The 24,924-nt window shown below is 65.9% G+C and carries 28 protein-coding genes; 20 read left to right on the forward strand and 8 right to left on the reverse strand.

The window, feature by feature from the left end:
- Positions 1-72 precede the first annotated feature (72 nt).
- Together ACZK4Z_RS11800 and ACZK4Z_RS11805 are read left to right on the forward strand one after the other, a co-directional pair.
- On the forward strand, positions 73-813 hold the full coding sequence (locus ACZK4Z_RS11800) for a DNA/RNA non-specific endonuclease (RefSeq protein ID WP_019337401.1): 741 nt from the start codon (positions 73-75) through the stop codon (positions 811-813).
- 104 nt (positions 814-917) lie between these two features.
- Positions 918-1,613, forward strand: a complete 696-nt coding sequence (locus ACZK4Z_RS11805; protein WP_010485561.1) for an HAD family hydrolase — start codon at positions 918-920, stop codon at positions 1,611-1,613.
- A 7-nt stretch (positions 1,614-1,620) separates the two neighbouring features.
- On the opposite strand, the gene ACZK4Z_RS11810 is transcribed toward ACZK4Z_RS11805, so the two are convergent.
- The 4 genes from ACZK4Z_RS11810 to ACZK4Z_RS11825 are packed head-to-tail and all read right to left on the reverse strand — an operon-like array spanning position 1,621 to position 3,668.
- Positions 1,621-1,851 (reverse strand): hypothetical protein, encoded by a 231-nt coding sequence (locus tag ACZK4Z_RS11810; RefSeq protein WP_019337402.1) that lies wholly within the window; start codon positions 1,849-1,851, stop codon positions 1,621-1,623.
- Entirely contained in the window at positions 1,848-2,273 is a 426-nt protein-coding gene (locus ACZK4Z_RS11815) for a VOC family protein (RefSeq protein ID WP_049409630.1), read from the reverse strand. The genes ACZK4Z_RS11810 and ACZK4Z_RS11815 overlap by 4 nt, the downstream gene beginning before the upstream one ends.
- Before the next feature lie 10 nt (positions 2,274-2,283).
- Complete coding sequence (locus ACZK4Z_RS11820) at positions 2,284-2,745, reverse strand: helix-turn-helix domain-containing protein (RefSeq protein WP_171954337.1); 462 nt, start codon at positions 2,743-2,745, stop codon at positions 2,284-2,286.
- On the reverse strand, positions 2,742-3,668 hold the full coding sequence (locus ACZK4Z_RS11825; protein WP_430370131.1) for a LysR substrate-binding domain-containing protein: 927 nt from the start codon (positions 3,666-3,668) through the stop codon (positions 2,742-2,744). Before ACZK4Z_RS11825 ends, ACZK4Z_RS11820 begins: the two co-directional genes overlap by 4 nt.
- 92 nt (positions 3,669-3,760) lie before the next feature.
- Here ACZK4Z_RS11825 and ACZK4Z_RS11830 point away from each other — a divergent pair, with 92 nt between their 5' ends.
- The 4 genes from ACZK4Z_RS11830 (at position 3,761) to ACZK4Z_RS11845 (ending at position 6,585) form a co-directional block, all read left to right on the forward strand.
- Complete coding sequence (locus ACZK4Z_RS11830) at positions 3,761-4,801, forward strand: hypothetical protein (protein WP_430370133.1); 1,041 nt, start codon at positions 3,761-3,763, stop codon at positions 4,799-4,801.
- On the forward strand, positions 4,798-5,679 hold the full coding sequence (locus tag ACZK4Z_RS11835) for a TolB family protein (protein WP_171954339.1): 882 nt from the start codon (positions 4,798-4,800) through the stop codon (positions 5,677-5,679). Before ACZK4Z_RS11830 ends, ACZK4Z_RS11835 begins: the two co-directional genes overlap by 4 nt.
- 62 nt (positions 5,680-5,741) lie before the next feature.
- A complete protein-coding gene (locus tag ACZK4Z_RS11840; RefSeq protein ID WP_171954340.1) occupies positions 5,742-6,284 on the forward strand; it encodes a GFA family protein in 543 nt (180 codons plus the stop codon).
- Entirely contained in the window at positions 6,277-6,585 is a 309-nt protein-coding gene (locus tag ACZK4Z_RS11845; RefSeq protein ID WP_019337410.1) for a DUF6958 family protein, read from the forward strand. The genes ACZK4Z_RS11840 and ACZK4Z_RS11845 overlap by 8 nt, the downstream gene beginning before the upstream one ends.
- Here the strand turns inward: ACZK4Z_RS11845 and ACZK4Z_RS11850 are convergent, their stop codons facing one another.
- Positions 6,586-7,941: a sigma-54 dependent transcriptional regulator gene (locus ACZK4Z_RS11850; RefSeq protein ID WP_171954341.1), complete on the reverse strand. Its 1,356-nt coding sequence runs from the start codon at positions 7,939-7,941 to the stop codon at positions 6,586-6,588.
- Positions 7,942-8,338: 397 nt separating this feature from the next.
- On the opposite strand from ACZK4Z_RS11850, the gene ACZK4Z_RS11855 reads away from it, so the two are divergent.
- The 6 genes from ACZK4Z_RS11855 (at position 8,339) to ACZK4Z_RS11880 (ending at position 13,749) form a co-directional block, all read left to right on the forward strand.
- Positions 8,339-8,869, forward strand: coding sequence for a hypothetical protein (locus tag ACZK4Z_RS11855; protein WP_126561199.1), 531 nt, complete (start codon positions 8,339-8,341; stop codon positions 8,867-8,869).
- Positions 8,866-9,483, forward strand: a complete 618-nt coding sequence (locus ACZK4Z_RS11860; protein WP_171954342.1) for a hypothetical protein — start codon at positions 8,866-8,868, stop codon at positions 9,481-9,483. Before ACZK4Z_RS11855 ends, ACZK4Z_RS11860 begins: the two co-directional genes overlap by 4 nt.
- 43 nt (positions 9,484-9,526) lie before the next feature.
- Positions 9,527-10,843 carry an adhesin gene (locus ACZK4Z_RS11865; protein ID WP_171954343.1) on the forward strand — a complete coding sequence of 439 codons (1,317 nt, stop codon included), beginning with the start codon at positions 9,527-9,529 and terminating at the stop codon, positions 10,841-10,843.
- 100 nt (positions 10,844-10,943) lie between these two features.
- Positions 10,944-11,648 (forward strand): C39 family peptidase, encoded by a 705-nt coding sequence (locus ACZK4Z_RS11870; RefSeq protein ID WP_049455169.1) that lies wholly within the window; start codon positions 10,944-10,946, stop codon positions 11,646-11,648.
- 12 nt (positions 11,649-11,660) lie between these two features.
- The gene (locus ACZK4Z_RS11875) at positions 11,661-12,410 is read left to right on the forward strand and encodes a hypothetical protein (protein ID WP_126561197.1); all 750 of its coding nucleotides are present in this window, start codon (positions 11,661-11,663) and stop codon (positions 12,408-12,410) included.
- A 46-nt stretch (positions 12,411-12,456) separates the two neighbouring features.
- Entirely contained in the window at positions 12,457-13,749 is a 1,293-nt protein-coding gene (locus ACZK4Z_RS11880; RefSeq protein WP_171954345.1) for a transporter, read from the forward strand.
- Between the two features lie 61 nt (positions 13,750-13,810).
- On the opposite strand, the gene ACZK4Z_RS11885 is transcribed toward ACZK4Z_RS11880, so the two are convergent.
- Positions 13,811-15,070, reverse strand: coding sequence for a hypothetical protein (locus tag ACZK4Z_RS11885; protein ID WP_430370138.1), 1,260 nt, complete (start codon positions 15,068-15,070; stop codon positions 13,811-13,813).
- Between the two features lie 4 nt (positions 15,071-15,074).
- Positions 15,075-15,383, reverse strand: a complete 309-nt coding sequence (locus ACZK4Z_RS11890; RefSeq protein ID WP_049433520.1) for a Pepco domain-containing protein — start codon at positions 15,381-15,383, stop codon at positions 15,075-15,077.
- Between the two features lie 251 nt (positions 15,384-15,634).
- Here ACZK4Z_RS11890 and ACZK4Z_RS11895 point away from each other — a divergent pair, with 251 nt between their 5' ends.
- From ACZK4Z_RS11895 to ACZK4Z_RS11930, 8 genes are all read left to right on the forward strand, one after another.
- The gene (locus ACZK4Z_RS11895; protein ID WP_171954347.1) at positions 15,635-16,774 is read left to right on the forward strand and encodes an SPFH domain-containing protein; all 1,140 of its coding nucleotides are present in this window, start codon (positions 15,635-15,637) and stop codon (positions 16,772-16,774) included.
- A 20-nt stretch (positions 16,775-16,794) separates the two neighbouring features.
- Positions 16,795-18,147 (forward strand): TFIIB-type zinc ribbon-containing protein, encoded by a 1,353-nt coding sequence (locus ACZK4Z_RS11900; RefSeq protein ID WP_171954348.1) that lies wholly within the window; start codon positions 16,795-16,797, stop codon positions 18,145-18,147.
- Positions 18,144-18,401, forward strand: a complete 258-nt coding sequence (locus ACZK4Z_RS11905) for a hypothetical protein (RefSeq protein ID WP_049409605.1) — start codon at positions 18,144-18,146, stop codon at positions 18,399-18,401. The genes ACZK4Z_RS11900 and ACZK4Z_RS11905 overlap by 4 nt, the downstream gene beginning before the upstream one ends.
- Before the next feature lie 208 nt (positions 18,402-18,609).
- Positions 18,610-19,194, forward strand: a complete 585-nt coding sequence (locus ACZK4Z_RS11910; RefSeq protein WP_049455165.1) for an AprI/Inh family metalloprotease inhibitor — start codon at positions 18,610-18,612, stop codon at positions 19,192-19,194.
- A gap of 69 nt (positions 19,195-19,263) precedes the next feature.
- Positions 19,264-20,223, forward strand: coding sequence for a cation diffusion facilitator family transporter (locus ACZK4Z_RS11915; RefSeq protein ID WP_430370142.1), 960 nt, complete (start codon positions 19,264-19,266; stop codon positions 20,221-20,223).
- Between the two features lie 72 nt (positions 20,224-20,295).
- On the forward strand, positions 20,296-20,931 hold the full coding sequence (locus tag ACZK4Z_RS11920; protein ID WP_171954557.1) for a DNA-3-methyladenine glycosylase: 636 nt from the start codon (positions 20,296-20,298) through the stop codon (positions 20,929-20,931).
- Positions 20,931-21,125, forward strand: coding sequence for a hypothetical protein (locus ACZK4Z_RS11925; RefSeq protein ID WP_134957701.1), 195 nt, complete (start codon positions 20,931-20,933; stop codon positions 21,123-21,125). Before ACZK4Z_RS11920 ends, ACZK4Z_RS11925 begins: the two co-directional genes overlap by 1 nt.
- A gap of 120 nt (positions 21,126-21,245) precedes the next feature.
- A complete protein-coding gene (locus tag ACZK4Z_RS11930; protein WP_430370145.1) occupies positions 21,246-22,955 on the forward strand; it encodes a sensor domain-containing diguanylate cyclase in 1,710 nt (569 codons plus the stop codon).
- Between the two features lie 25 nt (positions 22,956-22,980).
- Here ACZK4Z_RS11930 and ACZK4Z_RS11935 read toward each other — a convergent pair whose 3' ends face one another.
- The gene (locus ACZK4Z_RS11935) at positions 22,981-24,924 is read right to left on the reverse strand and encodes a MacB family efflux pump subunit (RefSeq protein ID WP_430370147.1); all 1,944 of its coding nucleotides are present in this window, start codon (positions 24,922-24,924) and stop codon (positions 22,981-22,983) included.

Below are 24,924 nucleotides of genomic sequence, written 5' to 3' on the forward strand. Positions count from 1 at the left end.
CGTCCCCCATGACCTCGCCTCGGCCCGGTCGTGGCGGACGGCTGCGCCCTGAACTTCTGCTGGAGAACCGCAATGCGCCTTGCAAGCCTCTTCTTCGCGTTCGTCCTCAGTGCCTTCGCTGGCGCTGCCCAGGCCCAGGTCGTCACCCTCAACAAGGGCGGCTTCGTGCTCACCTACGACTGCAGCATCCACAGCGCCACCCGCTACGAGTACACGCTCACCGCCGACACCGGCTCGGCCGCGCGCCCGTCCAGCTTCTACAAGGATCCGGACCTGCCGGCAGGCTGCCTCGGCCAGACCAGCACCGCCTCCTACGCCAGCATCAAGTCCGGCTATGACCGGGGCCATCTGGTGACGTCCAACCACATGGACTACAACGCGACCTACATCCGCCGCGCCAACTACATGACCAACATCGTTCCGCAGGTGTCCAGCTTCAACCAGGGCATCTGGGTGAAGGCAGAGAACGTGGCCGAGTGCTACCGCGACATCGCGCCGGTGGATGTCTACGGTGGCGTGGTCTATGGCGATGCCTCCAACGACTACTTCCTTTCCAGCCACGGCATCCCGACACCGGAGTTCTTCTGGAAGACGATCATCACCCGCGATCCGAACACCGGCACGGCCAAGGCGATCAGCTGGATCATCCCCAACGAAGCGAACCTGGGCAGCCTGGACAGCTACCTGGTGACCATCGCCGATCTGGAGGAACTGCTGGGTGCCAGCTACGTGGCCATCAACGCACCTGCCTCGCTGAAGAACATGCTGCCGGCCAGCACCTGGCCGCAGCCGGCGGGGTGTGACCTGGGTTGACCGGCCTGCCGGGAATGGGTGGCATCCTGCGCGGGTGCCACGCAAGGATGGCTGTGGGAAAATGACGGGCAATTGCACCACCGCATTGCCCCCTGGAGCTGTAGATGTCCCGTTTTCCCTTCGATGCCGTGCTGTTCGACTGCGACGGCGTATTGGTTGATTCCGAGCCGCTGGTGGCCCGCGTCCTCTCCGAGATGCTGACCGAACGTGGCTGGCCATTGACTCCGGCACAGGCGGGTAAAGTCTTCCTTGGCCAATCCGTTGCCCACTTGGCCGGACTGATCGAAGAACGCACCGGCAAGCCGTTCACCGAGGCGTGGCTTGAAGAGTTCCGCCAGCAGCGCAACCGGGCACTGGAACGTGACCTGGAAGCGATCCAGGGGGCACCCGAGGCCGTGCGTGCGATCGCTGCGGCCACCGGTGGGCGGATCGCCTGCGCCTCCGGCGCCGATCTGCTAAAGGTGAAACTGCAGCTGGGCAAGGTCGGCATCCTCGATGCCTTCGGCGACCACGTCTACAGCGGCCAGGACATGCCGAACACCAAGCCGCACCCGGACGTCTACCTGGCGGCCGCTGCCGCGCTGGGTGTGGATCCGAAGCGCTGCGCGGTCATTGAAGACACCGTGACCGGTGCGACCGCCGGTGTGGCCGCAGGTGCCACCGTGTTCGGCTTCAGCGAGGGCGGCCCGCACCACAGCACGCCCGAGGCTCTGCGCGCGGCCGGTGCCCAGGTGATCTTCCAGCGCATGGAAGATCTTCCCGCACTGCTGGCGGCCTACACCGCCGACGCTGCCGCCTGACCCGGCGTCAACCCGCAGCGCCCTGCCCGGCGCTGCGGCACCTGCCGCTGTAGTGCAGCGCAAACAGGTACAACCCGGTGAACAGCTGCAGGAACAACGGCGGCAGCGGCGAATAGGTGATCCACGCCGCAGGCTCGCCCTGCCCCAGCCCGCGCACCACGAAGTTGGCGATCACCGCCAGGGTGAACACGATCGAGGTCCAACGATGCACGGGCCGTGCCCAGCCACCGCGGCTCATTGCCGGCGCCTCGCTTCGGAACGGGCTTCGATCATCTTCCAGCCATTGCCCGATGGATCGCGGAATCCGGCGTCGACGGCGCCAAAGCGCTCGATCGGCTCCTGGGTGAATTCCACGCCCTGTGCCAACCACTGCGTGTAACGCGCCTGGCAGTCATCCACAGCCAGCACCAGGGGCGGCATTGCGCCTTTGGCCACCAGCTGCTGCAGCGAAAGCGCGGTGGCCGCATCGTGGGTGGGTGGACCCGGCACGAACAGGCCCAGCTGGAAACCGTCCTGGCCTGGGCTGCGTACCGTCAGCCAGCGGTAGCTGCCATTGCGCACGTCGGTATGCACTTCGAAACCGAGCTTGCCGACGTAGAACGCCAGCGCCTCATCCTGGTCGCGCACATACAGGCCGACCGTGTTCACAGAATTGGTCATGGGACCTCCCTCAGGTGGGGTCCACGTTAGCAACCACCTCACGGCGGCGCTTCTCCAAAACTGCGATCTTCAGGTCCGGGCGCTGCGCGGCGCGTGCGTGGCATTCCGGCACACTGGCCGACGCCGCCTGGGCTGCACGCTCACGCTCGCGCACAGTGCCCGGGCTGTCACCGGTGATGTCACGGAAGATGCGGCCAAAGGTGCCCAGGCTGCGCCACCCGGTCTGCGCGGCGATTTCGGTCACCGCCAGATCGGTATCACGCAGCAGCGCCACCGCTCGTTCGATGCGGCGGCTGAGCAGATAGCGGTGCGGCGGCAGCCCGAAGGCCTGCTTGAACGAGCGGGCGAAGTGCGCTGGCGACACTGCACTGACCTCAGCCAGGCGCGCGACAGGCCATTCCTCATGGCTGGCCCGATCCATCCGGTCCTTGGCACGCAGCAGGCGCCGCAGCAGTTCGGGGCTCTGGTTCATGGCATCACCACGTGGGACAGGTAATGACGTGCCGCACGCCGCGCCGCGGCGGCCTGCTCGACCAGCCAGTCACGGAATGCAATGACCTTGGCACTGCCACTTCGCGCCGTGGGTGCCACGAACCAGAAGCTGCGACCGTCGCTGGCGACACCCGGATGCGCCTGCACCAGGCGCCCGCTATCCAGCTCGGTCTGGAACAGGATCGGCGAACCGATGGCGATGCCCTGCCCCGCGATCGCGGCGCCGACATCCAGATGCTCGACGGCAAAGGGCGTGACGAAACTCCCCGGTGCCGGCGGTGGAATGTGACCGTGCGCTGCAAACCACAGGGCCCACCAGTCCGGCCGCCCGAGCAGGGGAACTTCCAGCGCGCTGCTGCCCAGCCCACGGGCCGCTGGCAGCAGCGCCGGCGCACACAACGGTGTGAACACGCTGGGAAACAAGGGAGTTGCCTGAAGACCTGGCCATTCACCCTGGCCATTGCGGATGGCCGCATCGAAGTGACCGGCGGCCAGATCCTGCGGCTCTGCCGACAGGTCCAGCTCCAGCACGAACTGCCGGTGGCGGGCGCGGAACGTGCCCAGCCGCGGCGTCAGCCAACTGGTGCCCAGCGTGGGCAGCACGGACAGGCGCAGTCGCGCCGCATCCATGTCTGCGGCGCGCATGAAGCTGGCGCGCAGTGCATCGAATGCCCGGGTGGCCTCCTGCGCGACGCTGGCCCCCGTCGCCGTCAGTTCTACGTGCTGTGCATGGCGCAGGAACAGGCAGGTACCGGTCTGGGCCTCCAGCCGCCGCACGTGGTAGCTCACCGATGCCGCGCTGGTGTCGAGCTCTTCGGCGGCACGCGCGAAGCTGCCCAGCCGCGCCGCCGCCTCGAAGGCACGGATGGCGGCAAGCGACGGAAGCTGGCGTTGGGTCACCATAAGTGTGGCTTAGCCTGAGTCCCGATATCTGCGTGGTCAATCCCCCCTCGTGCCCGCAACGATGGAGGCACGTTCGGTAGGGGATCACGCACATGGATCGACGGCAGTTCCTGGCCACTTTGGCCGCCGCGGCAGCGTCCACCGCCCTGCCCTCCGGGTGGGCCCTGGCCAGCCACAGCGAAGATTGGACATGGTTGCAGGGCAACTGGCGGGTCCGGCACCAGCGCCTGAAGGAGCGCCTGGTGGGCGATACCCTCTGGGAGTCTTTCACCGGCTCCAGCGCGGTCTGGCTCACCCTGGGCGGGCTCGGCACCATTGATGACAACGTCATGGCGCTGCCTTCGGGCCCCTACAGGGGGCTGGGCGTGCGTGCATTTGATCCAGTGTCTTCCACGTGGTCGATCTGGTGGATCGATGGCCGCAATCCTGCCCATATCGAAGCCCCCGTGCGCGGGGGCTTCGAGGGCGATGCCGGCAGCTTCCGTGGCACCGACCGGATCGACGGGCGCCCCATCGATGTGTGGTTCCGCTGGCATGACATCCACGGCGAGGAGCCGTGGTGGGAACAGGCGTTCTCCGACGATGCCGGTGCGCACTGGGAAGTGAACTGGCGCAACTGGTTCCGCCGAACTGCTGCGGCCCCCTCTCCGCTTCCGAAGCTGCCGGATGCACCGGGCGACTTTGATTTCCTGGTGGGCCATTGGAACGTGCGCCATCGTCGCCTGCGCGCTCGGCTGGCAGGCAGCGATGCGTGGGACGCGTTCAACGGCACCCTGCACAACTGGCCGGTCCTGGGAGGATTCGGCAACGTGGGAGACAACCTGATGGACGTGCCTGGAGCACCGCTGCGCGGCATGGGCATCCGTGCCTGGAATGCGGCGGAGCGGCACTGGCTGAGCTGGTGGCTGGATGGCCGCGAGCCGACCCGGATCGGCGCGCCACTGCGTGGTGGTTTCCAGGCTGGTGTCGGCCGCTTCTTCGGCGAAGACCAGCACGACGGTCGATCCATCCAGACGCGGGTGATCTGGTCACGCATTACCCCGCGCTCGGCGCGCTGGGAACAGGCGGCCTCGGCCGATGGTGGGCGCAGCTGGGAAACAAACTGGGTCAGCGACTTCGAGCGACAGGCATGAAGGCGCTGCTGGCCGTGATGCTGCTGGTTGCTGCGTCGCCTCCCGCGTCTCCATCAAGGGTGCTGCGGATCGTCGGCCCCGCCGAGCGCTTTGCCCCGGGCGTTGCATCCACGCAATACGACGAGATTCGACTGACCTTGAGTCCGGACGGGAAAACCGCACTGTGGTTCAGCCGCAACCGGCCCGGCGGACCGGGCGGGTATGACATCTGGGTCTCCCGCAACGATGGGCAGCGCTGGCGGCCGGCGACGCCGGTGCCGTTCAACCCGCCGGGGCGCGACTTCGATCCCGCCTTTTCCGCCGATGGCCGCGTGGTGTATTTCTGTTCGGATCGCGCAGGTGGCCAGGGCGGTGACGATCTGTATCGGGTCAGCATGGGGAGCGACGGTCGATTCGGGGAGCCGGTCAATCTTGGTCCCGCAGTGAACAGCGCGGCCGATGAGTTCGCACCGATGCTCTCGCCGGACGCAGCCACGCTGCTGTTCTCCAGCGATCGCGCAGGCGGTGCGGGTGGTCATGACCTCTACATTGCAGCGATGGTCCGTGGCATGGCGCAGCCGGCACGGCCGCTGCCGGGAGACCTCAATACCGCAGCGCAGGAGTTCGATGCCACCTTCCTCGGTGACGGCCGCACGGTGGTGTTTGCCCGCGCCCAGGACTTCGGCAGTGCACCGGTGCGCCAGTTCATTGCCTACGCGCGTGGAGGCCGTTATGACGCAGGCCATGCATTGCCCTCGCCCTTGAACGAGGCCTCCGGCGACAGCTACGGCGCGATGCTGGATGGCTCGCAACCCGGCACCTTGACCTATTCGGCGCGGCGCGCAGACGGTGCAGGGTTGGACCTGTACCGCATCCGCTACCAGATGTCGCGACCTTGAGGGCAGGTGGTGTCGATTTCCAGCGCGCTGGTTCGTCGAGAGGATGAATGCCCCAGGAGAAAATGCAGATGCCCTCCCATCAGTCGCTTGCATGCGCGTGCGGCCAGGTACGCCTGACCGCCACGGGCCAACCCATTGCCACCGTCGAATGCTGCTGCGACAGCTGCCGCAAGGCCGGCGCCATGCTGCAGTCGATGCCCCGAGCACCGGCCGTGCTGGGCCCGCACGGCCAGACGCTCTTTGTAATGCACCGCAAGGATCGCGTCAGCATCGATGCCGGGCATGCCATGCTGCGTGCCTTGCGATTGTCCAGCAGGGGCGGCAGCCGCCGCGTGCTGGCGGGCTGCTGCAATACGCCGCTCTTCCTGGAGTTCAGCGGCGGCCATTGGCTGAGCCTGTATGGCCTGTTGTGGCCGGCATCGACAAGACCTGCCGTGGAGATGCGGACCATGGTCAGTGATCTTCCTGATGCGTCTGTGCTTCCTGACGATGTGCCGAACCTGAAGACCCGGTCGCTGCGCTTCTATGCCCGGTTGATGAAGGCGTGGATCGCCATGGGCTTCCGCAGCCCACGCATCGAGGTCGCGGGAGATACCCATGCCTGAGCCCGGACGGATCGAGATCGAAAGCATCACCACGCCCGGGCACATCCAGCGCGTGGATCGCGCCAAGTACCTCGCCATGCGCCATGCCTTGCTGCGGGCGCTGCCTGCGCAACCGCCCGGCCTGACCGTTGCGCAGGCGAAACAGGCACTGCTGCCACACCTGCCCGCCGCGCTGTTCCCGGCAGGTGCGACCGCCGGCTGGTGGTTGAAGGCCGTGCAGCTGGACCTGGAAGCCAAGGGCGTGATCGAGCGCGTCGCGGGCAAACCGTTGCGCCTGTTCAAGCACCTGGCGGCCGGCTGATCAGCGCTGTGCAGGCAGTTCCAACCGGTGCTTGCGGCACAGGCGATACACCGTGACCCGCGATATCTGCATCTGCCGCGCGCACTCGGAGACGTTGTAGCCGGTCTGGCGCAGGGTCTGCAGTAGTACATCGCGCTCGGCCTGGCCGCGCGCGTCGTGCAGCATCGCCGCGGGCAGGACCGCTGCCAATGCGCCCAGCTCCAGGTCACGCTCACTGATCAGCTCGCCCTCGGCCATGATCGCTGCACGCTGCACACGGTTCAGCAGTTCGCGTACGTTGCCGGGCCAGTCGAAGCGCCGCATCGCCTGCAGTGCGGCCGGTGCGAAGCCGCGTGCACGCACGCTGTGGCGCAACCGGAAGCAGCGCAGGAAGTGCTCGGCCAGCAGCTGCACGTCGGCACCGCGCTCGCGCAGCGGTGGCATCGGCAGGCGCAGCACGTTCAGGCGGTAGTAGAGATCGCTGCGGAACCGCCCCTGCGCCACCGCGTGTTCCAGTTCGACGTGGGTCGCGGCAAGTACCCGCACGTCCGCGCGCAGCGGCTGGCTGCTGCCCACGCGCTCGAAGGTTCCCTCCTGCAGCACGCGCAGCAGGCTGGTCTGCGCTTCTGCCGGCAGATCGCCTACCTCATCAAGAAACACCGTACCGCCATGGGCGGATTCGAACACGCCGATCTGCCGCTTGTCGGCACCGGTGAACGAGCCACGTTCGTGGCCGAACAGCTCCGACTGCACCAGGCTGGCCGGAATCGCACCACAGTTCACCGCAATGAAAGGCCTGCCGGCGCGCCCCGACAGCGCATGCAGCGCATGTGCAGCCAGTTCCTTGCCTGTACCGGTTTCGCCGGTGACCAGCACCGGCAGTTCCACCGGCGCGAACTTGTGCAGCACCGTGCGCACCGCATGCAGCGCAGCGCTTTCGCCAATCAGTGCATGCGGTCCATACCCACTGCAGGTTGCATCGACAGGCGGATCATCCGCATCGAACTGCTGGCGCATTGCGCAGACCAGGTCCTGAAGGCCGAACGGCAGCGTGAAGCGCGCGCCACATCGCTGCAGCAACGGCAGCCAGGCCGGCGATGTGGGTCCGGCGCCCGGTGGCAGTACCGCCAGCCAGGGCAGATGCTGGTGCTGCTCGATCCACGGTGCCAGCAGCTGCAGCGACGCCGCATCGAGATGGCGCAGATCGAGTACGGCGAGCAATCGATCGCGCCCACGCAGGCCTATCGCCATGGCGGGATCGGGATGGATGCTGCGCACATACCAGCCTGCTGCCGCCAGCGCACTGCGCTCGTTCGCCAACGGCTCGCCAAACCAGAGCACGCAACGTGACGTAGAAGCCTCCGGGACCGCTGCCATGCTTCCCCCAGCATCCGGACACCGTCGGCGGACTGTCAGGCAATCGCCGGCGTGCCGCCCCCCCGCCGGGACCTCTACGGCCACCGGGGCGGCCTTTGTTGGGCGGATCCTAGCGCTTCCCTAAACGGCAGCGCAATGAGCAATGCGTCAAGAAATTCGTGGCTGAACCGGCACCGTTGCAGACGGCGGCGCCACCTGTAACACCCATGCGACAGTTGCCCGCCGCCCTTGCCCCGCGGTGCCTGGGGCTTCGAAATCCCAACGATTCCGCGACGTGCCTGTAACACCGTGGCAGCAGCACGGTCAGGTGCTGCACGGTCCCGACATTGGCGGGTGGGCACTTCCAGGTTGGCACGGTTGATGCGTGGTTCCGCCGCACCCACCGCGGGAGATCGGCATGGACGGCACCACCCTGATTCGCTGCCTGGCCGCAGCACTGGCAATCGCCCTGCTGTTGGTTGGCGCGGGCGCATCCGCGTCCGGCGCCCGCCAGGGCGTGAAGGCACAGCCGGGCGAAATCGTCCTGTTGCGGGACGTATCCGCGCGGCCGGCCTATCGCATGGCACCACCGGGCATGGCGCTGATTGCCGACCCGAAGCCACAGCGCGAGATCGCCACCGCATTGGGCGCCGGTGGCACGACGAACGGCATGGACGAGTTGAGCGATGAGGACTATGCCGGCATGGGTGCCGGCCAGGCAGCGTCCGTCGCGACACCGGGCGGCACTACGGTTGAACGGGTCACCCAGCAGGCCCTGGGCGGCACGCTTGGCCGCGGTGGTGATGGCATGGTCGGCAGCGACCTCGGGGGCGCCATGAGCGGTCCGCTTGGTGCGGTCGGCAGCAACACCCGCGGTATCGCCGATACCGTGCGCGGCGCACTGGCCCAGTTCCCCCTGCAGGGCACGGCCCCGGCAGGTGGAAAATGAAGGCCCTGCACGGCTTGCTTCTGCTGCTCGCTGCCGTGCCCTGGGCGACCCGGGCCGATGACTACGGCGGCATGCTCGCCTATCTCGACGTGGCCCGCATCGACGGCCACGCACTGGCCGGGGCGACGGGTGCCATCGCCGTCAACCAGGCCGCCGGCGACCTCAACGTGCAGGCCAACCTGCGGGGTATCGCCAAGGGCGATCGCGCCGACGTGGCGATCAATGCCCGGCAACTGCAGCAGGGCAACCGCGTGCTGTCCGGGCCGCTGCAGGCCACCGCGTTCATTGGCGGTGACGCACTGGCCGGTGCCAGTGGCATCGCATCCATCAACCAGGCCAGCGGCATCGCCAACACGACGCTCAACGTCGTCAGCGCGACGCTGGCCCGACAGGGCATACGCGAAACCGACGATACGGCCTTGGCCGCCGAGGGTTCCGCGTTGGCAGGGGGGCGGGACGACACCGGTCGCGGCGTCGCGACGGGCACCCGCAGCGCCGGTGTAGCCAGCACCGCACTGCGGGGATTCGACGGGGTCCTGCAACTCAATCAGATCGCGGGCAACGGCAACGACACGGCCAACGTACTGGGCCTGGTCGTGCAGGACCGCCCGTGACAACCACCCAACCGATGCACCACCTGATGAGAGAGAGGGCACCATGAAAGCGACCGTCAAAAAGACCATGCTCGCCATGGCGATTGCCACTGCCTCGACCGCCGCTGCGGCCAATGGCTGGGACAACCAGAACGCCAACGCGAACATCAACCACAACCACACCGTCAGCGAGACCCGCAACGACACGCACAACCACACCGACAACGACGTGCGCAACCGCACCGTCAACGTCAATGTGCAGAAGCACAGCAACATCCAAGCCGACGAACGCAAGGAAAAGAACAACCACGGCGTCGACGTGAACCTGGAGAAGGACCTCCGCCTGAGCACCGACATCAATTTCTCCGGCGACCCGAACATCACCGGCGACATCGACCTCGACTCGGCGGCCATTGCCGTGATCGACAACCGGCAGTCGATCAGCAACAACGCCACCAGCAACAGCCTGATCACCAACAGCGCGTCGATCGGTGACAGCGTCGGCGCCGGTGCCTCGGGCAATCTGGGCTTCAATGTCGTCTCCGGCGACAACAATGCGCAGGACAACGCGGCCTCACTATCTGCGGCCGATGCGTCCTTCAGCTTCGGCATGGCCGACGCCGAGGTGTTCGTCAACCAGGCCGGCTTCGGCAACGCCACAATGAACTCCGGTGTCACCAACGCCGCAGGTCTCAGCGGCAACGCCTTTGGCGGCGCGTCCGGCAACATCGGCGTGAACATCGCCTCGGGCAACAACAATGAGCAGAAGAACGCGCTCGCGGCGTCGGTAGCGACCACGGCGGTGGCCCAGTCGAGCATCAGCTCCAACCAGGTCTCCACCGGCAACACGGTCAGCAACGCCGGCTTCGTGCAGTCCTACACCGATACCGTGCAGGTCGGCATGCGTGGCGGCGTCAGCGGCCTGACACTGGCCTATGGCGCGGGCACCTACCGCGGCACCGGCAACGCCTACCAGATGGCCAACTACTACCTGGATACGTGGAGTGGCGAGCTGCCGCACCCGGGTGGCAACAGCACCGGCCATATCGATCTGGACAACCAGATCCAGAACGCCACGATGAACCCCAACCGGCCGGGGGTGGGCGGCCTGGGCTTCGATACGCGTGAGAGTGGCACCAGCCAGTTCGTCGAACTGGGCGTGGCTGACCTGTATGCCAGCCTCAGCGGCACGGTCAGCACCACGCGCTGGGTGAACGTCAATGCGAGCAACACCTCGGCCTTGTCCGGCAGTGCCTTCTCGGGCGCCTCCGGCAACATCGGCGTGAACGTGGCTTCCGGCACCGGCAACCTGCAGGCCAACAGCCTTGCCCTGGCAGTGGCCCAGCCCAGCACCGGCGGCGGTGGTGGCAGCGGCGAGTAAGCGCAACACCCCGGCCGTCCGCCAATGGCCGGGTCCCCGGGAGCCCCTGTTCCTCCTCCCCCTTGGAACGGGGGCTCCCCCCTGCTGCCGGAGAACGTAGATGATCCGTTGCCCTCCATCGATGCGCCTGCTGGCCTGCCTGTGGCTGCTGGGCACCGCATCGGCGTGGGCCGGCGAGGTCCACTTCGCCGGCGTGCTGCCCAACGGCGCGCTGCTGCGGCAGAAGGTGGAAAGCATGCAGGAGCGGCGCTACCGCAACGTGGTGCGCCAGCACACCGATTACAGCTGCGGGGCGGCCGCATTGGCGACCATCCTGCGCCATGCCTATCACCTGCAGACCGACGAAGCGACGGTGATCGAAGGAATGATGGGGGTTTCCGATCCAGCGCTGGTGGCCGAACGCGGCTTCTCCCTGCTCGACATCAAGCGCTACGTGGAATCGCTGGGCATGCGTGGCCGGGGCTACCGCATCGATGAAACACGACTGCGCACCCTTCGCGTGCCAGGACTGGTGCTGATGGACGTGCGCGGCTTCCGCCATTTCGTGGTGCTCAAGCAGGTGCGCAACGGCATCGTGGAAGTGGCCGACCCGATCCTCGGCAACCGCAGCCTGGCGCTGCCGGAGTTCCTGGCTGCCTGGCCATCTCGCGCGGTCTTCGTGGTGATCGGCAGCGACTTCGATCGCAACACCGTTCTTCTGCAACCCAGCGAACGGCCAAGTGCCCGCGCGCTCTATGCGCGGCAAGGGCCGATCACCGATGCCGAACTGGTCGACTTCGGCTTCAGCCACGCCGACCTGTTCTGAGGAGGTACGACCATGTTCCGTCAACACGTATGGATGGCGCTGCTGCTGATGGCCCCTGCCCTGCCCCTGCAGGCCGCCGACGGCAGGACCGGGCGTGGACTCACGGAAATCCCCGACCCGGAGCTGAGCCTGATGCGGGGGCGCTACACCGTGGGTGGCAACAACGTTGCCTGGTTCGGGGTCACCATGGTGTCGCAGTGGCAGGCCAGCAACGGCACGACCCTGCAGGGCAGCCTGACCCTGGGCATGGACTTCCGTGGTGGTGGCGCGCCGAAGCTCAGCTTCCAGCCCAGCGTGCATGTCACGGCAGCCGATGCGCCGCTGCCCGATACCCACGGACGCAGCATCGACAGCAGCGGCCTGGCCAATGCCAGCGGCCTGGTGCAGAGCGTGCAGGTGGCCGGCGATGGCAATGTCGCGCGCAACGTCACCACGCTGACCGTCCGCGAGGGTGGCGTGCCGGCTGTTCTCTCTGATGGCGCAGGCAACATCACCGCGCAGCAGGCCGGCGCCAGCGCGACGGCCGTGCTGGAAGGCAACCAGGCACGCCTGCTGCTGCAGGTGGATGGCCAGGGGCTGGTGCAGCAGTGGATCCGCAATGGCAGCGTCGGCCAGGGCATCGCCCTCGCTGGTGACGGCCAGATCGCCAGCAACCAGCTGCGGCTGGAGCTGGTGCGCAACGCCGTGGGCGGCAACCTGCCGTTGAGCCAGAACGTGGCCCAGGCGATTGCGTTGAACCGCGGCATGGGGCCGGGCCAGTAGCAGGGCCTGGCATTGGGGGAAACGCTCCACAACGCAGGACACGAACATGCACACCCTGATGAGGATCACCCCGTTGGCGCTGGCGGCGCTGGCGGGCACCGCCCTTGCCGCGCCGCCGACGCCTGTCGATGGCGCAGACGTGCAGGCCCTGGCCAACCAGCTGGAACAGCTGAAAGCCAACTACGCCCAGGAAGTGCGGCGGCTGCGCGAACTGGACATGCAGGTGCAGGCCATGCAGGCCCGCCTGGGCGGGCGGGTTGGCCCAGCCTCGACCCCACCGGCCGCGCCATTGGCGCAGGCGGCGGCCGCCGCGGTTCCACCAGGCAGCGAGGGCTACGCCAGTACCGCCGCTGAGGCCCAGCAGGCCAAGCAGGAGTCGCGGCGCAGCGTGGACGACGTGAAGCAGCAGCAATCGGCCCTGTTCTCCCGGCGCTTCACCGTCGAGAACAGCCTCACCTACGCCCGCTACGACCGCAAGCAGCTCACCCTCAACGGCTTCCTCGCGTTGGACGCCATCTTCCTCGGCAATATCGCCATCGAGAACGTGGAGTCCGACTCGCTGACCTACAACGTGGCGGCCCGCTGGGGCGTCAGCCCGAACCTGACCCTCAACCTGGATGTGCCCTACCTGGCGCGGCGCACCGTATACCAGAAAGGCGGCGCCGGCGGTGCAGCGGCCGCCATCGCGCAGGAGCAGACCAACGGCAATGGCCTGGGCGACATTGCACTGAGCGCGAACTACCGGCTGTTCGGCGAACGCGGCTGGCGCCCGGAGACCGTGCTCACGGCCGGTGTCACCGCCCCCACCGGGCGCGCGCCCTACGGCCTGGACTGGAAGGTGATCGAACGCGATGACGACGACTACATCCGCTTCGCCGTGCCGCGCGAGCAGCCCACCGGCAACGGCGTATGGCAGGCCAACCTCGGCCTGTCGATGGTGAAGACCGCTGACCCGGCCATCCTGTTCGCCAACATCGGGTACGTGCACTCCATCCCTCGCGGCTTCAGCGACATCGACAGCAATCCGGATACGGTCAATCCAGGCGACGTGAAGCTGGGCGGCTCGGTGTACTTCGGTGCAGGTGTTGCCTTCGCATTCAACGAGCGGACCAGCCTGAGCCTGTCCTTCAGCGACCGCGTCAGCGCCCGCGCCTCCACCCGCTTCCAGGGTGGCAAGTGGATGAAGGTGATCGGCAGTGACGCCAATGCGGCATCACTGAACCTGGGCGTGACCTATGCGTTGAACCAGCACACCACGCTGGTGACGTTGCTGGGCATCGGGCTGACCCCGGATGCGCCGGACTTCACGTTGGCGTTCAAGATTCCGTACATGTTGTAGCTACTTGACCAGCTCGTCCCAGCCAGTCATCGGCATGGCTGGGCCGGCTGCCCTGCCCTCATTATCGGTATCGGCTGAATACACACTCCAGAAGTGTGTCCATCGGCTTTGAATAGTTTCCCTGCAGACTATAGAGGAGCTTCATCCGGCGAAAGCGCCGCTTGATCTCTTCATCAGAGAATTCAGGCGATCCCGATCGATTCGCGAGGAAGAATCCATCGATCACCGGACTCAGCACTGCCTCGACAAGCTTCACCGGATAACCACGTCCCAGAATGGGCCTGATCTCTTCCCGGAATCGGGCGTAGTCAGGTACGTCTTCGAGTGAGCACTCATCAAGCAGTGCATGGATGTCGTCTGCGAATGCATTGGCCTCGGCGGAGAACCGCACTTCGATGTCTGGCAGCAGATCAGCAGCCCTGGAGAACGCACTATCGATCAGATCTGCAACCAAGACGATCTGTTCGAACGCCGCGTCATCCTCACAGCAATCGCGCAGAGCCCTTCGCATCGCCGCAAGCCGATCGGGGAGAGCAGGATGAGTGCCGGCATCAGCCGCACGATCGCCCAGGCGTTCCATCAAGGACCACGACTGCAGCGCGAACTCCGCAGCGGCATAGCTGAGCATGTGGAAATTCGGATCATCATTACGCGCCAAACTGGCGTGCATCGAGAGCTGCACCGCGATGTAGTCGCAGACAAGCTCCTCCTCCACGGCGCCGACGGCTTCTGGCCGCTCCTCTCGCAGCTTATCCTCGACGTCACACATCACATGCGCGAGTTCATGTGCAACCAGAAAACGCTGAGCACGCATGGCGAGCTCGCTGGCATAGATGCGCTGATGCTTTGAGATTTCGTAGTCAGGACCGAAACTGCCCTCGCACTGCCACCAGACAATTTCGCTGAGAATGCGTGCCAGCTCGTCAAGCTCAAGCCCCATGGAAGGATTGCTTTCAAGACGAATGAGCGCACTGGAAAGAGGTCTTGCGACCCGATAGAGGTACTCGGGGAGCGCTGAGGTCACCACGATGCCGTAACTCCCGTCCTGGAACGTCTGGACGTATACGGCAGGGTTGTGCTCGCAGATCTCCGCAGCTGAGATCCGGCCATCGTCAAGGCGGCTGATGATGGACTCCGGAAGAAGCGGCCGCAGATCTTGAAGAACCATCTGAACCCGGCAGATGGCATCTGGCAAGCCAGTTGCCACAGGTAGTTCCAGCTCCTCGGCAATCTCAGCGATCAGTTCGGGACGCACTTTTCCGAGCGGGTGATCCTGTTCCTGCTTCCGACGTTCGATGAAACTGCTGGCTTGAGTGCTCATCCCATCAGCCCTTCCGTTTGAGCTTGAGCTTGAGCCCCGCCTGGGTTCCGGCCGAGAACTTCCCGAGCAGTTCAACGCCGCCGCTTGCAGTTACGGCCAACGAAAGTTCGATTTCGTCCACAACGACTGAAGTCGACGCCAGAAAGCCATCCTCCAGCATCTTCGAGAAATGATCGGCCATCTTTCGGACACTATCGTCCATTTCCATGGCACCTACTTCAACCACACGTGCCATGCCGGAGCGCATCGATGCCAGGCCGTTTCTTACATTGCCCTCGGAAGGCTCTTCAACCAGAACGCGAATAACATCCATGAATCCCCCTGTTCTTCCGTTGATACTCTGAAGTTCATATTGCCTTATTTGAGGCAGGCTGATTATGTCCCGGTGGTGCGCCTGAATGCCAGATCAATCTACTGCCCGGACGCGCTGAGCCGATCTCGGCGCAAGCGATCGAAGGCACCGACGGCATTCACCCACCGGCACCACAGCTGCCCCCGGCCACTGCTATATTCAGTCCAGCTCGGCAGGCATGGTGCCTGCCCTCGAATCACAGGGAGTTGGTCATGGGTCTGGTACAGGCGGTGAAGGGTGCGGTTGGCGGTGTGCTGGCCGACCAGTGGAAGGACTTCTACACCGTGCCGGCGGGCCTGCCGTCCACGGCCGCCCTGTTCGCGGCGGTGCCGCAGGGCACCAACGCCGGCCGCGGCTCCAACACCAGCGGCTCGTCCAACATCATCAGCAACGGCTCGAAGATCATCGTGCCGGAGGGCTACGGCCTGCTGCTGTTCCAGGACGGCGCGATCACCGCGTTCGTCGCCGAACCGGGTGGCTACGAGTGGCACTCGGACGATCTGAACTCGCAGTCGATCTTCGCCGGCGACGGCCTGGTCAGCACCTTCATCAAGCAGAGCTGGGAACGCTTCAAGTTCGGCGGCCAGCCGGGTTCGCAGCAGGCGGCCTATTTCGTCTCGCTGAAGGAACTGCCGGACAACCGCTTCGGCACCCAGTCGGAAATCTACTGGGACGACGGTTTCCTCAACACCCAGGTAGGCGCGGTCACCCGTGGCTCGTACACGCTGAAGATCGTCGACCCGATCCTGTTTGTGAAGAACTTCGTGCCGGCCAGCTACCTGCAGCCGGGCCAGGTGTTCGACTTCACCGATCTGGACAACGCCGCCGCCAGCCAGTTGTTCAATGAAGTGGTCGGTTCGCTGGCGCCGGCCTTCAGCCTGTATACCAACGATCCGGGCAAGGGCAACCGCATCACCAAGCTGCAGCAGGACTCGCTGGGCTTCGCGCAGAGCCTGTCGGCCGCCGTCGAACAGGGTTACCAGTGGAAGTCCGACCGCGGCCTGGCCATCGTCAAGACCGCCATCGTCTCGATCGAGTACGACGCCAACACCCGCGAGCTGCTGAAGACCGTGCAGCGCGCCGATGCGCTGTCCGGTTCGCGCGGCAATTCCAACCTGCAGGCCAGCGTCGCCCAGGGCATCCAGTCGGCCGGCGAAAACGGCGGCGCGGCAGGTCTGGTCGGTGTCGGTATGGCATCTGGCATGTTCGGTGTCGGCGGCATGCAGCAGCCGGTCACCCCGGCGGCCGACGATCCGGTCGCCAAGCTGAAGAAGGCCAAGGAAATGCTCGATCTGGGCTTGATCACCCAGAGCGATTACGACGCGCTCAAGGCCAAGGCACTGGGCCTGTAACGGCAGGACGTACACCCAACATGTCCGATCCCCGAAACGGCCCACCGCCGCTGCCCGGATCCGCGCCCGCGACGCCGCCACCCCTGCCGGCGGCGTCGTTGGATGGGCCCGGTTCGCCGCAGGACGTCCCTCCCCTGCCCGGCAGCTTCCCGCTGGACACCTCCAAACTGCCCCAGGCCATCCGCGATGAAGTGGAAGCGCCCGATCCTGTGGCCATCGATACCTCGGCCAGCGAGCTGAAGGACGGTCTCAACCGCTGCCCGAAGTGCGGCGCCACCGACATCCGGCCCAAAGCCGGGACCGATATCCTGGTCTGCCTGTACTGCCGTCACGAATGGCATGGCGCGCGGGTCGAGGAAGAATTCGGCCTTGGCGAAGCCATCGACCAGCTGCGCGGTACGGTCATCGCCTCCGGTGCGCGTGACATCGATGCCGACACCTCGGCACTGATGACGTTCAAATGCACCGGGTGCGGCGCAGAAGTCACGGTCAATACCGAGAGTACGATGACGGCGCGTTGCCACTGGTGCCGCCACGTCTTCGGCGTCAACGAGCAGATCGCCAACGGCGCGGTGCCCGATGCGGTGCTGCCCTTCCATATCAAGAAGGACGATGCGGTCGCGCGCATCCGCCAGTTCGTCGACAAGCGCCGCATGTTCGCGCTGAAGGCATTCAAGGATCAGTTCACCCCGGAGAACGTGGTGGGCGTGTTCCTGCCCTACATGATCGTCGACAGCAATGTCAGCGCGGCTGTGGCCGGCAAGGGCGAGATCCAGACCCGGCAGTACACCGTGGGCAGCGAGAAAAACAAGCGCACCCTGTATGACGCCGACGTCTACCAGGTCGAACGCCAGGTCGATTTCACCGTGAATGACCTTCCGCTGGAATCCTCGGCCGAGCGCGGGAATCTTGATATCCGCGCCAACACCAACAACATCATCAACACCATCCTGCCATTCGATACCAAGAACGCGGTGAAGTGGAATGCCTCGTACCTTGCTGGCTTCACTTCGGAGAAGCGCAACCTGGACGTGGAGAAGCTGCGGCCGCGACTGGAAGACCAGCTGCTGTCAATTGCCCGCGCACAGGTGGAAGGTTCGGTGAAGCGCTATAACCGTGGCGTGCGCTGGGAGCAGGAACAACTGGAGGTGCATGGCACCCGCTGGGTGTCGATGTACCTGCCGGTGTGGTTGTATTCGTACCACCAGCCCGGCAGGAACGGCGGCATGCTGCACTACATCGCAGTGAACGGCCGTACCGGCGAAACCATGGGCAGCGTGCCCGTGCAGCAATGGAAGATGCTGCTGGCGGCACTGGCCACCGGCACCATCATTGAAGCCCTCGCAATTGCCTTCCTGGTGGCATCGACATGAGTGACGACAGTGGCCTCTGGCTGTTGGCGGCAGGCCCAGCCGGCGCGACCGCGCTGTACTGGGCGCTGTACCGCTATTACCGCAACACCGACAAATCGCACTCCTTCGAGCACGAGACCGAGATCGAGGCACAGCCCGTGACCGGTTCGGACCAGAAGGTCGACCGGATCACCGGCACCGAGGACAAGCGCATCCGTGGTGACAATGTGTATGAGTACCGGAAACGGGTGGTCAGGGTGAAACCCGATCAATAGAGCCAGGCCGCCTGGCTGCGGGTAATGCCGGCCGCTGGCCGGCACTCCTTCGGTCTCTGAGCGTCAAAGGGGAGCCGGCCAGCGGCCGGCACTACCCTTCAGCGGACAGCACCTACCCTTGGCTGGCTTGCCTCAGGGCGCGCCCTCACACCGTCTCCCACCCCACCGGTTCGATACTCGCGCGATCCACCCTTCCGAGGATCCTGCGATGGCTGCCCTGCTTGCCTGTAGCTGCCTGTCGGCGCTGTACTTCCTGGCCCTGCCCGCCCTTGCCCAGGACGCCTCGTTCGGCTTCGGCGAACAGACCACCCGCACCGACCAGGCCACCCAATCGAGCAGCACAGAGACCCGGACCAGTGGCTCGGTGACCACCCAGACCACCACCAGCGGCAGCTCGCAGTCCGAATCACGCAGCGAAAGCAAAGAGATCGACGTCGGCTTCGGTTTCCACGACGACAACGACGACTGGAGCCATGACCGCCACCGCGGCGACCGCGATGTGCGCGACAGCGATCTGTTCGGCAGCTGGACGCTGGGCCAGGAGAACGGCAGCACCTGCACCATCGAGCTGAAGAACAGTGAGTGGTTCGGTGGCTACAGCGCCTACGTGCCTGCCGGCTGCCCGGACGGATTCTTCTCGGCCAACCGCTGGGTGCTGTCGGGCAACCAGCTGCTGCTGACCGATACCAGCAATACGGTCTTCGGGCGTTTTCGCGCGTCGGGAGGTGGGCGTTGGACGGGCTACCGTGAATCGGATGGGGCACGTTTGTATCTCAATCCCAAGGGGCACTGATCGCATCGTGCACACAGTAGGCACGCGCTGATCGGGAAGATCAGGAATCCGCCTCACCCCGCCGCCGAAATGTCCGCTCCCACTGGTTCCCGCCTGGTCATCTACGCCGCCCTCGCGGGCAACCTGGCCATTGCCATCGCCAAGTTCATCGCCGCCGGCATCTCCGGCAGCTCGGCCATGCTCAGCGAGGGCGTGCATTCGCTGGTCGACACCCTCAACGAGGTGCTGCTGTTGTACGGGCTGCGCCGCGCCGGCAAGGCGCCGGACCCGGTACATCCGTTCGGCTATGGCCGCGAGCTGTACTTCTGGAGCTTCATCGTCGCCCTGCTGGTGTTCGCTGCCGGCGCCGGCGTTTCGGCCTACGAAGGTATCCAGCACATCCGCCAGCCGGAGCCGGCCACCAACCACGCGTTGAGCTACAGCGTGCTGGGCATCTCCATCCTGTTCGAAGGGGCCTCATGGTGGGTGGCGCTGCGCGAGTTCCGGCGCACCAAGGGCAAGCTCGGCTACTTCGAAGCGTTCCGCCGCAGCAAGGATCCTTCCACCTTTACCGTGCTGCTGGAGGATAGCGCGGCCCTGCTGGGCCTGGGTTTCGCACTGATCGGGCTCGTGGCCGCCCAGGTCCTGGACATGCCGGTGCTTGATGGTGTGGCGTCGCTGTGCATCGCCGGCGTGCTTGCCGCCACCGCCTTTCTTCTCGCACGCGAAACCAAGGGACTGCTGGTGGGCGAGCCGGCCCATCCTGCGGTGGCTGAGCGGATCATGGCCGTGGCCGAAACCGATCCGGACCTGCGCCGCGCCAATGGCGTGACCACCATGCAGATGGGCCCGGAACAGGTCGTGGCCATGCTCAGCGCGGAATTCGAGGATGACCGGAAGACACCCCAGATCGAGGCGTGCATCACCCGCATCGAATCAGCCGTGAAGCGCGAATATCCGGAACTGGTGGCGCTGTTCATCAAGCCGCAGACGCCCGAGATCTATGCCTCCCGCCGCGCGGCACTGGTCGCTCCGCCTGCGCAGGAATGACACTGCGTCTGCGCCCGTTTCACCTGTTTGGTGCCACAGTGCCATCACCGTTTGCCCGAGCCTGCCTCTACCGTGCCGGATTGGTTGCCCGCCGCTCTTCAGATCCTCCCCCGCAGCTTCTACCGGCGCCCGCCCGTCGAGGTTGCGCCCGAGCTGCTCAACAAACTTCTGGTCCGTGACGATGGCCGAACGGGTCGCATCGTTGAAGTCGAAGCGTACGCGGGCAGCGCCGATCCGGCGGCGCACTCCTATCGCGGGCAGACGCCGCGCACGGCCAGCATGTTCGGTGAGGCCGGGCACCTGTATGTCTACTTCACCTACGGCATGCACTGGGGCAGCAACGTTGTCTGCGGCAAAGTGGGCGAAGGCGTGGCGGTGCTGCTGCGGGCCATCGAGCCGCTGGTGGGCCTGGAGCGCATGCGCGAACTGCGCCCCGCCGCGCGCCGCGACCACGATCTGGCCAGCGGGCCGGGCAAGCTCTCGCAGGCCTTCGGGCTGGACCGCAGTTTCGACGGCGCCGACCTGGTGACTGGCAGCCACGGCATTGTCATCGCCAGCGATGGCGTGCGCCCCCCGGAGGATCCAGTGGTCGGGCCCCGCATCGGCATCAGCCGCGCTGTTGATTTCCCCTGGCGATGGCACATCCGTGATCACCGTCACGTATCGATCCAGCCACGTCGCGCTTCCGCCCCTGCGAGGAAACGATGATGACCCCGCTCGACAAACCACTGCGCCGCGAAGTGCACATTGATGGCCTCCCCTATACCCTCACCGTGGACCCCGAAGGCCTCAAGCTGGTTGAGAAGGGGCGACGCAAGGGCATCATCCTACGCTGGCAGGACTTGGTATCCGGAGACGCGGCGCTGGCCGCCGCCTTGCAGGCATCGCTCCAACAACACTGAGCCAGCGCGCCCACCTCACATCGGCATCACCCCGCCGTGGCGATACATAACGGCGCGCGCACTAGCGTAGCGTCAGACAGCCGCCGCAACCGCCCTCGCCACCCAGCCCTGAAAAGCGCCATGGACGAAGCCGAACGACTGCTCGAAATCGAACGACTGCACCTGTTGGATACGCCCCCGGAGCCGGTGTTCGATGCCATCGTCGCCGCGGCCCGCGCCGCGACCGGCCTGACCATGGGCCTGATCAGCGTGGTGGCCGAAGACCGCCAGTGGTTCAAGGCCAACATCGGCCTTGAAAGCGTCAGCGAAACGGCCCGCGAAATTTCCTTCTGCACCCATGCCATACGCCAGGACGAGCTGTTCGAGATACCCGATGCGCGCCAGGACCCACGCTTTTCCACCAATCCGCTGGTGACGGGTGGGCCGCGCATCCGCCACTACGCTGGCATCCCTCTGGGCTCGGCGCACGGCGCCCGTATCGGAACACTGTGCCTGCTCGATCCGATGCCGGGCGTACTGTCGCCCTCGCAGCGCGAACTGATGGTGCATCTGGCGCGGGTCACCACCCAGGTGCTGGAACAGCGCAGCACCCTGATGGCACAGGTCGGCCAGGCCAAGGCACTGCACCGCGAACTGAAACGCAGCGAGGACTTCCTGGAACGCACCAACCGCGCGGCACGGGTGGGCGGCTGGGAGATGGACCTGCTCTCCCACGAAGTGCGCTGGACCCGCGAAACCAAGCAGATCCACGGCGTGCGCGGCAACTATCAACCCACGTTCGACACCGCACTGTCCTTCTATCGGGAGGACAGTCGCAACATCATCCGCAGCGCGGTCCAGCGCTGCATCGAGGAAGGCACCTCATGGGAAGTGCAGCTGCCAATGACCACCGCCGATGGGCGCTCCATCTGGACCCGGGTGGTCGGTGGCCGTCAGCAGGTGGATGGGCACCCTCGCCTGGTCGGCGCCATCCAGGACATCACCGAGGAGCGTGCCGCGCTGGATGCCCTGGAGGCGAGCGAGACGCGCTACCGGCGCCTGTTCCACTACAGCCTCGGCCTGATCTGCACGCACACGCTGGAGGGCGTGCTGACATCGGTGAACCCGGCGGCCGTGCAGTCGCTGGGCTTCGATGAGACTCATATGATCGGGCGCAGCCTGTGCGATCTGATGCCTCCCGAGAAGCGTGCTGCATTCAAGGCCTATCTCGCGCGGATCACGGTCAACCACACCGATGCCGGCGTCATCGAACTGATCGCCGCCGATGGCACCCGCCATTTCTGGGCATATCACAACGTGCTCGACAGCGAGGCGAACCCTCCCTATGTGCTGGGCCATGCGCAGGATGTGACTGCACTGCGGATGCAGGAGCAGCAGCTGCGCGAGATGTCCTTCAAGGACCCGCTGACCCAGAGCTACAACCGCCGCTTCCTGCCGCGCCTGGACGAGCTGGTTGATCAACCCTGGGCCTGCCTGATGTTCGATCTGGATCATTTCAAGCAGATCAACGATACGCAGGGCCATGCGCGAGGTGACACGGTGCTGGTCGAGTTCGCCGCCTTCCTGCGCGCTCCATTGGGGGCAATGGAAAGCGTAGTGCGTATGGGCGGCGACGAGTTCATGGTGGTGCTGACCTGCCCGGAGCCGGGGCGGTTGGCCGCGCTGGAGCAGTGGTATACGCAGCAGGCCGGTCGGTCACCCTCTCCCTTCTCACTGGGTGCGACCCACCACGCCCCGGGTGAGTCGGTGGCCGACACCCTGCAGCGCGCCGACAGTCGCCTGTACCGCGAGCGCGCACGCGTGCGCACGCACCCGCGACCTGCAACCTGAGACTCTCCCCGCAGCGGGCGCGACCCTACTCCGCCGCCAACGCCTGGATCGGGTCGAGCTGTGCGGCACTGCGCGCCGGGAAGTAGCCGAAACCGAGCCCGATGGCAGACGAACATGCCAGCGCGGCGAGCACCGGCCCAGGCGTGAACAGGAACGGCACCCCCAGCGACAGCAGGCTGGACAAAGCGCCCACAGCCAACGCGAACAACACCCCCAGCACGCCGCCGAACAGGCAGATCAACACGGCCTCGATCAGGAACTGGCGCAGGATGTCTCCCTGCCGGGCACCCACCGCCAGCCTCACACCGATCTCGCGCACGCGCTCCTTCACCGACACCAGCATGATGTTCATCACCCCCACGCCACCGACCACCAGCGCCACCGCTGCAATGGCCGAAACCAGTGCCGCCATGGTCTGGCTGGACTTCATCACCGCCTTGCGGATCTGGTCGGCGTTGTAGATGAAGAAATCACGCCGGCCGTGCAGGCGTTGCAGCTCCGCGCCCAGCGAGGCCTCAGCGGCGGTGGTTGGCACGTCATCCCGCACGCGTACGGTGATGCTCTCCAGTCGCTGGCTGCCAAGCAGGCGCGAGGACGCGGAGGTGTACGGCACATACACCGTCGGCGTCGCTCCGCCGGCGAATGCGTTGGGGCCGACCACGCCGATCACTTCCACCGGCATGCCGCCCAGCAGCACCGTGCCGCCGATCGGATTGCCGTTGAACAATGCCTTGGCCGCCTTCTGGTCGACCACGCCCACCGCGCGATGCGCCTCCACCTCGGCATCGGTGAAGAACCGGCCCGCCTTCAGCCGCAGCCCGCGCACACGCGGTAGATCAGCGCCCACGCCAAGCACCTGTGTGTTGGCGCGCCGGTTGCCCTGCAGTGCCGCCACCGAACCGCTCAGGTTGGGGCTTACGCTGTCTACGTAACTCAATGCGGCCAGGTGATCGGCATCGTCCACGACCAGCGTTTCGATCTCTGCCGAGCGCGGGTCACCAAAGTCCGCGCCCGGGAAGATGTCCAGCGTACTGGCACCCAGTTCGTTGATCTGTGACTCGACCTGTGCCTGTGCGCCCTTGCCCAACGCAACCACGGTCACCACCGCAGCCACGCCGATGATGATGCCCAGCATGGTCAGCAGGGTGCGCAGGCGATGGGCCAGCATCGAACGTACCGCCATCCGTGCAGCTTCCCTGATTGCATCCAGGCGCGCGCGGCGCTCGGCGCCCGGTTCTGGACTGCGCTCGTGGGCAGCAGCATTGCGTGCTGCCGGAGGATCACCCATACCACGGTCGGATACGACCCGACCGTCTGCGATCTCGATCACGCGTGAGGCGTGCGCGGCGATCGCCGCATCATGGGTCACCAGGATCACGGTATGGCCCTGCGCATGCAGGCGCTTGAGTTCCGCCATCACCTGCCGGCCGCTGGCATGATCCAGCGCGCCGGTCGGCTCGTCGGCCAGCACGATGGCGCCGCCGTTCATCAGCGAACGCGCAATGGAAACGCGCTGCTGCTGGCCGCCGGACAGCTGGCTGGGCCGGTTCGTGGTGCGCTCACCCAGCCCCAGCGTTTCCAGCAGCATGCGCGCACGGGCGGTGCGCGCATCGGCATCCACGCCGGCATAGACCGCCGGCAACGCCACATTCTCCGTGGCGCTCAGGTTCTCCATCAGGTTGTAGCGCTGGAAGATGAAGCCGAAATGCTCGCGACGCAGGTGCGCCAGTTCATCCGGTGACATCTGCTCGGTTGCTGCGCCCTGCACCCGGTAGCTGCCTTCGCTTGGCCGGTCCAGGCAGCCCAGAATGTTCATCAGCGTGGATTTGCCCGAACCGGACGGGCCGATGATGGCGATGAACTCGCCCGCCTCGATGCGCAGCGACACGTCCTTCAACACCACCACCTCGCCGGCGGCCGAGCGATAGGCGCGCGATACGCCATGCAGTTCCAGCAGCGCGTCGACCAT

The organism is Stenotrophomonas sp. 71799_Sma (assembly GCF_056482505.1).

What these genes read in the sequence shown, in the direction of transcription:
- ACZK4Z_RS11825 (WP_430370131.1), bottom strand. Translation starts at nt 3,668, where the DNA reads ATGGTGACCCAACGCCAGCTTCCGTCGCTTGCCGCCATCCGTGCCTTC.
- ACZK4Z_RS11845 (WP_019337410.1), top strand. Translation starts at nt 6,277, where the DNA reads ATGCCTGAGCCCGGACGGATCGAGATCGAAAGCATCACCACGCCCGGG.
- ACZK4Z_RS11885 (WP_430370138.1), bottom strand. Translation starts at nt 15,070, where the DNA reads ATGAGCACTCAAGCCAGCAGTTTCATCGAACGTCGGAAGCAGGAACAG.
- ACZK4Z_RS11815 (WP_049409630.1), bottom strand. Translation starts at nt 2,273, where the DNA reads ATGACCAATTCTGTGAACACGGTCGGCCTGTATGTGCGCGACCAGGAT.
- ACZK4Z_RS11915 (WP_430370142.1), top strand. Translation starts at nt 19,264, where the DNA reads ATGTCCGCTCCCACTGGTTCCCGCCTGGTCATCTACGCCGCCCTCGCG.
- ACZK4Z_RS11905 (WP_049409605.1), top strand. Translation starts at nt 18,144, where the DNA reads ATGAGTGACGACAGTGGCCTCTGGCTGTTGGCGGCAGGCCCAGCCGGC.
- ACZK4Z_RS11930 (WP_430370145.1), top strand. Translation starts at nt 21,246, where the DNA reads ATGGACGAAGCCGAACGACTGCTCGAAATCGAACGACTGCACCTGTTG.
- ACZK4Z_RS11925 (WP_134957701.1), top strand. Translation starts at nt 20,931, where the DNA reads ATGACCCCGCTCGACAAACCACTGCGCCGCGAAGTGCACATTGATGGC.
- ACZK4Z_RS11890 (WP_049433520.1), bottom strand. Translation starts at nt 15,383, where the DNA reads ATGGATGTTATTCGCGTTCTGGTTGAAGAGCCTTCCGAGGGCAATGTA.
- ACZK4Z_RS11840 (WP_171954340.1), top strand. Translation starts at nt 5,742, where the DNA reads ATGCAGATGCCCTCCCATCAGTCGCTTGCATGCGCGTGCGGCCAGGTA.
- ACZK4Z_RS11850 (WP_171954341.1), bottom strand. Translation starts at nt 7,941, where the DNA reads ATGGCAGCGGTCCCGGAGGCTTCTACGTCACGTTGCGTGCTCTGGTTT.
- ACZK4Z_RS11875 (WP_126561197.1), top strand. Translation starts at nt 11,661, where the DNA reads ATGTTCCGTCAACACGTATGGATGGCGCTGCTGCTGATGGCCCCTGCC.
- ACZK4Z_RS11865 (WP_171954343.1), top strand. Translation starts at nt 9,527, where the DNA reads ATGAAAGCGACCGTCAAAAAGACCATGCTCGCCATGGCGATTGCCACT.
- ACZK4Z_RS11855 (WP_126561199.1), top strand. Translation starts at nt 8,339, where the DNA reads ATGGACGGCACCACCCTGATTCGCTGCCTGGCCGCAGCACTGGCAATC.
- ACZK4Z_RS11820 (WP_171954337.1), bottom strand. Translation starts at nt 2,745, where the DNA reads ATGAACCAGAGCCCCGAACTGCTGCGGCGCCTGCTGCGTGCCAAGGAC.
- ACZK4Z_RS11900 (WP_171954348.1), top strand. Translation starts at nt 16,795, where the DNA reads ATGTCCGATCCCCGAAACGGCCCACCGCCGCTGCCCGGATCCGCGCCC.
- ACZK4Z_RS11830 (WP_430370133.1), top strand. Translation starts at nt 3,761, where the DNA reads ATGGATCGACGGCAGTTCCTGGCCACTTTGGCCGCCGCGGCAGCGTCC.
- ACZK4Z_RS11860 (WP_171954342.1), top strand. Translation starts at nt 8,866, where the DNA reads ATGAAGGCCCTGCACGGCTTGCTTCTGCTGCTCGCTGCCGTGCCCTGG.
- ACZK4Z_RS11910 (WP_049455165.1), top strand. Translation starts at nt 18,610, where the DNA reads ATGGCTGCCCTGCTTGCCTGTAGCTGCCTGTCGGCGCTGTACTTCCTG.
- ACZK4Z_RS11810 (WP_019337402.1), bottom strand. Translation starts at nt 1,851, where the DNA reads ATGAGCCGCGGTGGCTGGGCACGGCCCGTGCATCGTTGGACCTCGATC.
- ACZK4Z_RS11835 (WP_171954339.1), top strand. Translation starts at nt 4,798, where the DNA reads ATGAAGGCGCTGCTGGCCGTGATGCTGCTGGTTGCTGCGTCGCCTCCC.
- ACZK4Z_RS11805 (WP_010485561.1), top strand. Translation starts at nt 918, where the DNA reads ATGTCCCGTTTTCCCTTCGATGCCGTGCTGTTCGACTGCGACGGCGTA.
- ACZK4Z_RS11880 (WP_171954345.1), top strand. Translation starts at nt 12,457, where the DNA reads ATGCACACCCTGATGAGGATCACCCCGTTGGCGCTGGCGGCGCTGGCG.
- ACZK4Z_RS11870 (WP_049455169.1), top strand. Translation starts at nt 10,944, where the DNA reads ATGATCCGTTGCCCTCCATCGATGCGCCTGCTGGCCTGCCTGTGGCTG.
- ACZK4Z_RS11800 (WP_019337401.1), top strand. Translation starts at nt 73, where the DNA reads ATGCGCCTTGCAAGCCTCTTCTTCGCGTTCGTCCTCAGTGCCTTCGCT.
- ACZK4Z_RS11935 (WP_430370147.1), bottom strand. Translation starts at nt 24,924, where the DNA reads ATGGTCGACGCGCTGCTGGAACTGCATGGCGTATCGCGCGCCTATCGC.
- ACZK4Z_RS11895 (WP_171954347.1), top strand. Translation starts at nt 15,635, where the DNA reads ATGGGTCTGGTACAGGCGGTGAAGGGTGCGGTTGGCGGTGTGCTGGCC.